Origin of the sequence: Streptomyces sp. KR55, assembly GCF_052245645.1 — a bacterium.
Taxonomy (GTDB): domain Bacteria; phylum Actinomycetota; class Actinomycetes; order Streptomycetales; family Streptomycetaceae; genus Streptomyces; species Streptomyces flavusporus.
Map to the genome: position 1 here is coordinate 1 of NZ_JBQQCE010000452.1, position 8013 is coordinate 8013.

Sequence of the window (8013 nt, forward strand, 5' to 3'; positions counted from 1 at the left end):
CGGGGGGAGGGAGCCGAACGGCGTCGGACTGGCCGCGCCCGGCGGGGGCTCGGTGGTCATCGCTTCTGGGGCCAGGACGAGGGGCGTGCGCGCGGAGGCCGGCTCGGCGGCGGAGGGGACGCCCTTGACGGTGCCGTCGGGGTCGAGGAAGGCGGGGTCTCCGCCGGGCACCATGCCGAGTTCACGGGCGCGGCGCTGGAGGGCGTCGGGGGCGGAGTAGGCGTCGATGTCCCGCTGGAGGGCCTGTTCCTCGTCGGTGAGGTTCTTGGTCTCCTTCTGCAGGTCGTCGAGTCGGAACGACCCTTCGCTGAGTGCCGAGTTCAGCACCAGCAGTCCGATGAGACCGCCGCCCAGCAGAAGGACGACCAGCAGGACGAACGGAGTCCGGGCGGCCTGCCCCCGACCGGTGGGAAGAAGCCGCGCGAGGCGGGCGGCCCTCCCCTTCAGCTCGGGTTTCCTGATCGGTTCGGGTTTCCTACTCACTCGCCCTCCCCCGGGCCCGGAACCCGAACGCCCGCCCCTGCCGCCGCCTCACTCGACGTCCTCCCTGATGCGCTCGGCCGCGCGCAGTCGCGCCGGAGCCGCCCTGCGGTTCTCGGCGACCTCTTCCTCGCTGGGAAGTTCGGCACCGCGCGTGAGCAGCTTGAGCCGGGGCTGGTACTGCTCGGGCACGACCGGCAGCCCGGGCGGCGCAGTGCTGGCGGCGCCGGCCGCGAACACCTGCTTGACCAGCCGGTCCTCCAGCGAGTGGTACGACAGCACGGCGATCCGCCCGCCCACGCCGAGGACCTGCACAGCGGCCGGGATCGCGCGCTCCAGCACGGAGAGTTCGCCGTTGACCTCGATACGCAGGGCCTGGAAGGTGCGCTTGGCCGGGTTGCCGCCGGTTCGCTTGGCGGCCTGCGGCAGCGCGTCCCGGATCACCTCGACGAGCCGCCCGCTGTTCGTGAACGGCTCCTTCTCCCGTTCGCGTACGACGGCGGCGACGATCCGCTTGGCCTGCTTCTCCTCGCCATACGCGCGCAGGATCCGCACCAGTTCGCCGGCCGGGTAGGTGTTGAGGACCTCGGCGGCGCTGATGCCGGTCGTCTGGTCCATGCGCATGTCGAGCGGGGCGTCCTGCGCGTAGGCAAAGCCGCGGTCGGCCTCGTCGAGCTGCATCGAGGAGACCCCGAGGTCGAACAGAACGCCCTGCACGCGCGCGATGCCGAGCCGGTCGAGGACGTCGGGCAGCTCGTCGTAGACGGCGTGCACGAGCGTGGCGCGGTCGCCGTACGGGGCGAGGCGCTCGCCGGACAGGCGCAGCGCCTCCTTGTCGCGGTCGAGGGCGACGAGCCGGGCCTGGGGGAAGCGGGCGAGCAGCGCCTCGCTGTGGCCGCCGAGGCCGAGCGTGCAGTCGACGACGACCGCTCCGGGGGCCTGGAGGGCGGGGGCCAACAGGTCCAGGCACCGCTGGAGCATCACCGGGACGTGTCGACTCTTGCTCAAGGGGCCCTCTCAGGTCCGGCGGGCGGTACGCACCGCCGGGTCCCCGCCCGCTCGTGAAGGGGAGGCCTGCCGGCGCCGGAAGCGTCAGCCGGCCGGGAGCGGGTGGAGGCCGAGCCGTACGTACGCGCCGCGCACGTGGGGAGATCTCCGGCAGCAGTGCCGGGGTCTTCGGGAAGTTCAGTCCAGCGGGGAGAGCCTCGCCTCCCGCTTTCGCGTCACTTTAGTCCACCCTGTCTCGCGGTCAATCAACCGGCCTGCGCGTCGCGGCGGCCGACGGCGAGGAAGCGGCGAACCGGAAAGAACCACTCGAACGGGTGCGCCCTTCTCACGCCTGTGGGTTAGCTCACAACACGGCGTGATGACGCTCTTTGTCCTCCCTCACAACAAGACCGGATCGCCCGTGACCAGTACCGTCGTCACCATGACGACTTCCGCATCGGTTCCCGCCGGCTCCGAGGACGCCATAACGCGCGTCGGCACTGTCACCGACCGTCTCGTCGAGGCGAACGAGCAGTATGCCGCCGCCTTCACCGACCCGGGTATGGACGCCCGTCCCGTCCTGCGCGTGGCCGTCGTGGCCTGCATGGACGCCCGGCTCGACCTGCACGCCGCGCTCGGCCTGGAGCTCGGCGACTGTCACACCATCCGCAACGCGGGCGGTGTCGTCACCGACGACGTGATCCGCTCCCTGACCATCAGCCAGCGCGCCCTCGGCACGCGCAGCGTCGTCCTCATCCATCACACCGGCTGCGGCCTGGAGAACCTCACCGAGGACTTCCGGCACGAGCTGGAGGACGAGGTCGGCCAGCGTCCCGCCTGGGCGGTGGAGGCCTTCCGAGACGTCGACCAGGACGTACGGCAGTCGATGCAGCGCGTGCGCACCTCACCGTTCCTGCTGCACACCGACGACGTGCGCGGCTTCGTCTTCGACGTGCGGACGGGTCTGCTGCGCGAGATCGACCCGGCGTGACCGTCACCCGGGGTTCTCGGCTTTCGAGAATCCCGGGCTGGCGCAGGTCTCGGATGGAACAAACTGCCGTAAGGCCTGACATATCGCGGCCAGTTGTCCACAGGCGAGTGACACGAATCGGTAACGGCAGCAAGAATGCGGGTTGTGGCGTCGCGCGGAACTTTTCACGCGTGGTGTCCGTGTTTCGGGGTGGGCCGGTTACGCGTCACAGAGCGTCGGCCCGTAAGAAAGAACGGGCCGAGGAGGGCCGGGTGACGACCTATGACGATCGAGCGAGCCTTACTGATCTGACTGCCACCGTGGATCGGGTCCGCAGTTCGGTGGAAGAAGTGATCGAGGGCAAGCCCGAGGTCGTACGGCTTTCGCTGACCGTACTGCTCGCCGAGGGGCACCTCCTGATCGAGGACGTCCCAGGGGTGGGCAAGACGATGCTGGCCAAGACGCTGGCGCGGTCCATCGACTGTTCGGTGCGGCGTATCCAGTTCACGCCCGACCTGCTGCCCTCGGACATCACCGGTGTGTCGATCTGGGACCAGCAGCGCCGGGACTTCGAGTTCAAGCCGGGCGCGATCTTCGCGCAGATCGTGATCGGCGACGAGATCAACCGCGCCTCGCCCAAGACGCAGTCCGCGCTGCTGGAGTCGATGGAGGAGCGCCAGGTCACCATCGACGGGCAGACCTACGAGCTGCCCAGCCCCTTCATGGTGGTGGCCACGCAGAACCCGGTCGAGATGGAGGGCACCTACCCGCTGCCGGAGGCCCAGCGCGACCGCTTCATGGCCCGTGTCTCCATCGGCTACCCCAGCGCGGAGGCCGAGCTGCAGATGCTGGACGTGCACGGCGGGGTGAACCCGCTGGACGACCTCCAGCCGGTGGCGCACGCGCACGAGGTCGTGAAGCTGATCGAGGCGGTACGCGGCGTCCACGTCGCCGACACGGTCCGGCGGTACGCCGTGGACCTGGTCGCCGCCACACGCAGCCATCCCGACCTCAGACTCGGCGCCTCCCCGCGCGCGACGCTGCACCTGCTGCGCGCGGCGAAGGCGTCCGCCGCCCTCAGCGGCCGGGAGTACGCCCTGCCGGACGACGTGCAGGCCCTCGCCGTCGCCGTGCTGGCCCACCGTCTGCTGCCCACCGCCCAGGCCCAGCTCAACCGCCGCACCGCGGAGCAGGTGGTCCAGGAGATCCTGCAGCACACCCCCGTGCCGGCGGCGCCCCAGCAGAACGGTTTCGGCCTGGGGCACGGCTCGCAGGCCTACGGCCAGCAGCCGCCCCGGAGGCTGTGATGTCCACCGCGGCGGGCCCGGGCCATCCCGAGACCGACCGGGGCGACAAAGGCGGCGTGCGCACGGCCCTGGCCGGTCTGACCACCCGCGGCCGCTCGTTCCTGGCCGCCGGGGTCGCCGCCGCCGTCTGCGCCTACGTCCTGGGCCAGAGCGACCTGCTCCGGGTGGGGCTGCTGCTGGCGGTCCTGCCGCTGGTGTGCGCGACGGTGCTGTACCGCACCCGCTACCGGGTCGCCGGCAGCCGCAGGCTCTCCCCCGCGCGCGTGTCCGCCGGTGCCGAGGCCCGCGTCCATCTGCGGATGGACAACGTCTCGCGGCTGCCCACGGGGCTGCTGATGCTCCAGGACCGGGTGCCGTACGTGCTCGGCCCGCGCCCCCGCTTCGTACTCGACCGGGTGGAGGCCGGCGGCCGCCGCGAGGTGTCGTACCGGGTCCGTTCCGATCTGCGCGGCCGCTATCCGCTGGGCCCGCTGCAGTTGCGCCTGACCGACCCGTTCGGGATGTGCGAGCTGACCCGGTCCTTCTCGACGTACGACACGCTGACGGTGATCCCGCGCGTGGAGCCGCTTCCGCCGGTGCGGTTCAGCGGGGAGGCGAAGGGGTACGGCGACGGGCGGCAGCGCTCGCTCGCCCTGGCCGGCGAGGACGACGTGATTCCGCGCGGCTACCGCTACGGCGACGACCTGCGCCGGGTGCACTGGCGCTCCACCGCCCGGTACGGCGAGTTGATGGTGCGCCGCGAGGAACAGCCGCAGCGCTCCCGCTGCACGGTGCTGCTGGACACCCGGGGCACAGCCTTCCGCGGTGCGGGCCCGGACTCGGCCTTCGAGTGGGCGGTGGGCGGCGCCGCGTCGGTGCTGGTGCACATGCTCGAACGGGGCTTCTCCGTACGGCTGTTGACGGACACCGGCAGCTCGGTGCCCGGTGAGGGCGCCGACGGGTTCGCGGGCGCGAGCCAGGAGTCGGCGGACGCGGCCGGGCTGATGATGGACACCCTCGCGGTGATCGACCACTCCGACGGCACCGGCCTCTCCCGTGCCTACGACGTGCTGCGCGGCGGGAACGAAGGGCTGTTGGTGGCCTTCTTCGGCGACCTCGACGAGGAGCAGGCCACGGTGGCCGCGAAGATGCGCCAGCGCAGCGGCGGCGCGCTCGCCTTCGTCCTGGACAGCGAGACATGGGGGCGGGAACCGACCGATGTGCCCGGCCCGTTGGACGGGAGCGAGGAGCGGCTGCGGATGCTGCGCGAGGCCGGCTGGACGGTGGTGAGCGTTCCGCGGGGCGCTTCGCTGCACGACCTGTGGCGCCAGGCCGACCGGGAGCGTACGGGCATCGTGGCGGCGGGCGGGACCAGCGGCGGGGAGGGGCGTTGATGAGCGGGCAGGCACGTATGGCGCTGTGCGCGACGGCGGCGACGCTGATGGCCGCGTGCGCCCTGCTGCCATTGGTCGACGAACCCATGTGGTTCCTGCAGGCGGCCGTGCTGCTGGCGATCCAGGCCGGCGTGGGCGCGGCAGCCCGGCGGGTGCCGCTGGCCCGCCCCCTGACGGTGGCCGTGCAGGCCCTGGTCACGCTGATGCTGCTGACCCTGGTGTTCGCCCGGGAGTACGCGCTCGCGGGGCTGTTCCCGGGGCCGGACGCCTTCGTGCACTTCGCCGACCTGCTCCAGCAGGGCACGGACGACGTCGGGCGGTATGCCATCCCCGCGCCGCTGTCCGACGGCATCAAGCTGATGCTCATCGGCGGTGTCCTGGTGATCGGCCTGGCCGTGGACGTCCTCGCGGTGACCTTCCGCAGCGCGGCTCCGGCCGGGCTGCCGCTGCTCGCGCTGTACTCGGTGGCCGCGGGGCTGTCGGACGGCGCCGGCGGCTGGGTGTGGTTCCTGATCGCGGCGGCCGGCTATCTGATGCTGCTGCTCGCCGAGGGGCGGGAGCGGCTCTCGCAGTGGGGCCGGGTCTTCGGCGGGGCACCGCGCACTCCGGGCGGGGAGCCCGGTTCTCCGGTGGCGCCGGTGCGCACCGGGCGGCGGATCGGCGTGGTCGCGCTGGGCGTCGCCCTGGTAGTGCCGCTGGCCCTGCCCGCCATGAACGGCGGACTGCTGGACAGCGCCGGGACGGGCGTGGGCTCGGGCAGCGGGGGCGGCGGCACGATCTCCGCGGTGAATCCGCTGGTCTCGCTGCGCGACAGTCTGAACGTCGACGAGGACCGCACGGTCATGACCGTGCGCACCAGCACCAACGACATCTCCAACCTGTACCTGCGGATCGTCTCGCTGGACGACTTCGACGGCACGACCTGGAAGCCGTCCCGCCGGAACATCATCGCGGTGCCGGACGAGTTGCCCACGCCCACCGGCCTGGGACCCGACGTCCGGCGCTCGGAGGTCCGTACGCGCGTCGCTGCCGCCGACTGGTATGCGCAGGACTGGCTGCCGATGCCGTACCCGCCGAGCGACGTGCGGGTCGACGGCAGCTGGCGGTACGAGCCGGTGGGGATGACGCTGGTCGGCGACCACGGTCAGAACACCAGGGGCGCGAACTACGAGGTGGCCAGCCTCGATGTGCGCCCGACCGCCGAGCAGCTCGCCTCGGCGCCGGCGCCGCCCGGCGCCCTGGAACGCGAGTTCACCGAGGTGCCCGATTCCCTGCCGTCCGTGGTGTCGAGGACGGCCCGCCAGATCACGGACGGCGCGGCCAACCCTTATGAGCAGGCGGTCAAGCTCCAGGAGTACTTCGCCCTGACCGGCGGGTTCCAGTACGACACCGAGGTGGAGGTCGGCGGCGGCTCCGACGCGATCGCCCGCTTCCTGCGGGACAAGCGGGGCTTCTGTGTCCACTTCTCCTTCGCGATGGCGTCGATGGCCCGCACGCTCGGGATACCGGCCCGCGTCGCGGTGGGCTTCGCGCCCGGTACGCCGCAGGCGGACGGCACGGTGACGGTGGGGCTGCGCGACGCGCATGCATGGCCCGAGCTCTACTTCGAGGGCGTGGGCTGGACCCGCTTCGAGCCGACGCCGAACCGGGGCACGACGCCCACATACACGCAGCCGGAGATACCGGGCAGCAGCGTCCCGGACCTGCCGGAGGCCTCCAGCTCGGCGGACGCGGCTCCTTCGGCGGCGCCGTCGACGAGCGAGAGCTGCTCGGCGGACGACAAGCGGCTCGAGGTGTGCGGCGGGGCGCTGCCGCTGGACCCGGGAACCTCGGACGACGGGGGTCGGCCCTGGTATCGGACCGCGAGCTGGATACTCCTGGGGCTGGCGGTGGTCGTGATACCGCTGCTGCCGATGTTGTGGCGGCTGAGAAGGCGGTCGGTGCGGCTGGCGTCGGCCCGGCACACGGCGGCGGCAGCGCAGGGTGTGCTCACCAGGGAGCGGGGCGGCGCGGGCCGTGGCGACGGGGTGGAGGCGTCGGCTCTGCAGGTGGAGCCTTCCGAGCAGCATGTCGCCGAGGTGACCGCCGGGCATGTGCTGGCGGTGTGGCGCGAACTCACTGACACAGCCTGGGACTACGGCATCGTGCCGGACGACGCGCTGACTCCCCGGAAGGCGGCCGCCCGGATCGTGCGGCTCGGGCATCTGGACGAACGGACGGCCGAGTCGGTGCACCGGGTGGCGAGCGCCGTGGAGCAGGTGCTGTTCGCACCACGGCCGCGGGCCGAGGCCGGGCTGGCGGACGAGGTGCGCAGGCTGCGCGTGGCGCTGCGGTCCAGGGCGGGCTGGCGGACCCGGGTGCGGGCGGTCGTCGCGCCCCGTTCGGCCATTCGCGCCGTCTGGGACCTCACCGACCGCTGGACGGCCGTCAAGGCCCGCCTGGCCACCCGCTGGACGGCGCTGGTACGCCGCCCGTCGGGTCAGCAGAGCGGCTGAGGCGACAGACAGCCGGCCCCGTCAGGGCATGCATGAGGGGTTGCCGCCCGTCGGGCGGCAACCCCTCACCTGCGTCATCGGGAGCTGATCGTGTAAATCAATGGCCCTGTTGTTCGTCGCGGCGTCGCTGCCAGCGCTGTTCGATGCGATCCATCATCGAGCGTCGCTGGTGTCCCTGACGGCCGGCCTGCTGACCACCGCCGGCGGGCTGTTCCCCCGGCCTGGGGGCCTTGCGCCAGCCGGTCACGGCGAGTACCGCGCAGCCCAGCATGACCAGGAAGCCCACCACGCTGAGCCAGACCTGCTTGGCGACCATTCCGGCCATGAGGAGCGCGATACCTACGAGGAAGCCCGCGACCGCCTGGTAGACCCGTCGCCGGGTGTACGTACGCAGCCCGCTT

At 72.1% G+C, this 8013-nt stretch carries 7 protein-coding genes; 4 read left to right on the plus strand and 3 right to left on the minus strand.

Going from position 1 to position 8013, the window contains the following annotated elements:
• Nucleotides 1–483, minus strand: a 483-nt coding sequence (locus tag ACTWQJ_RS41460) for a septum formation initiator family protein (protein ID WP_443311584.1), incomplete at its 3' end; no start/stop codon positions are given.
• Between the two features lie 48 nt (nucleotides 484–531).
• Nucleotides 532–1488: a 16S rRNA (cytosine(1402)-N(4))-methyltransferase RsmH gene (gene rsmH, locus ACTWQJ_RS41465; RefSeq protein WP_443311585.1), complete on the minus strand. Its 957-nt coding sequence runs from the start codon at nucleotides 1486–1488 to the stop codon at nucleotides 532–534.
• A 358-nt stretch (nucleotides 1489–1846) separates the two neighbouring features.
• Here rsmH and ACTWQJ_RS41470 point away from each other — a divergent pair, with 358 nt between their 5' ends.
• The 4 genes from ACTWQJ_RS41470 (at nucleotide 1847) to ACTWQJ_RS41485 (ending at nucleotide 7612) form a co-directional block, all read left to right on the plus strand.
• On the plus strand, nucleotides 1847–2458 hold the full coding sequence (locus ACTWQJ_RS41470; protein WP_443311586.1) for a beta-class carbonic anhydrase: 612 nt from the start codon (nucleotides 1847–1849) through the stop codon (nucleotides 2456–2458).
• A 251-nt stretch (nucleotides 2459–2709) separates the two neighbouring features.
• On the plus strand, nucleotides 2710–3744 hold the full coding sequence (locus ACTWQJ_RS41475; RefSeq protein ID WP_443311587.1) for an AAA family ATPase: 1035 nt from the start codon (nucleotides 2710–2712) through the stop codon (nucleotides 3742–3744).
• Complete coding sequence (locus ACTWQJ_RS41480; protein WP_443311588.1) at nucleotides 3744–5117, plus strand: DUF58 domain-containing protein; 1374 nt, start codon at nucleotides 3744–3746, stop codon at nucleotides 5115–5117. Before ACTWQJ_RS41475 ends, ACTWQJ_RS41480 begins: the two co-directional genes overlap by 1 nt.
• Nucleotides 5117–7612 (plus strand): transglutaminase TgpA family protein, encoded by a 2496-nt coding sequence (locus ACTWQJ_RS41485; protein ID WP_443311589.1) that lies wholly within the window; start codon nucleotides 5117–5119, stop codon nucleotides 7610–7612. The genes ACTWQJ_RS41480 and ACTWQJ_RS41485 overlap by 1 nt, the downstream gene beginning before the upstream one ends.
• 97 nt (nucleotides 7613–7709) lie before the next feature.
• Here the strand turns inward: ACTWQJ_RS41485 and ACTWQJ_RS41490 are convergent.
• The coding region (locus ACTWQJ_RS41490; protein WP_443311590.1) for a DUF3040 domain-containing protein at nucleotides 7710–8013 on the minus strand (304 nt) is incomplete at its 5' end.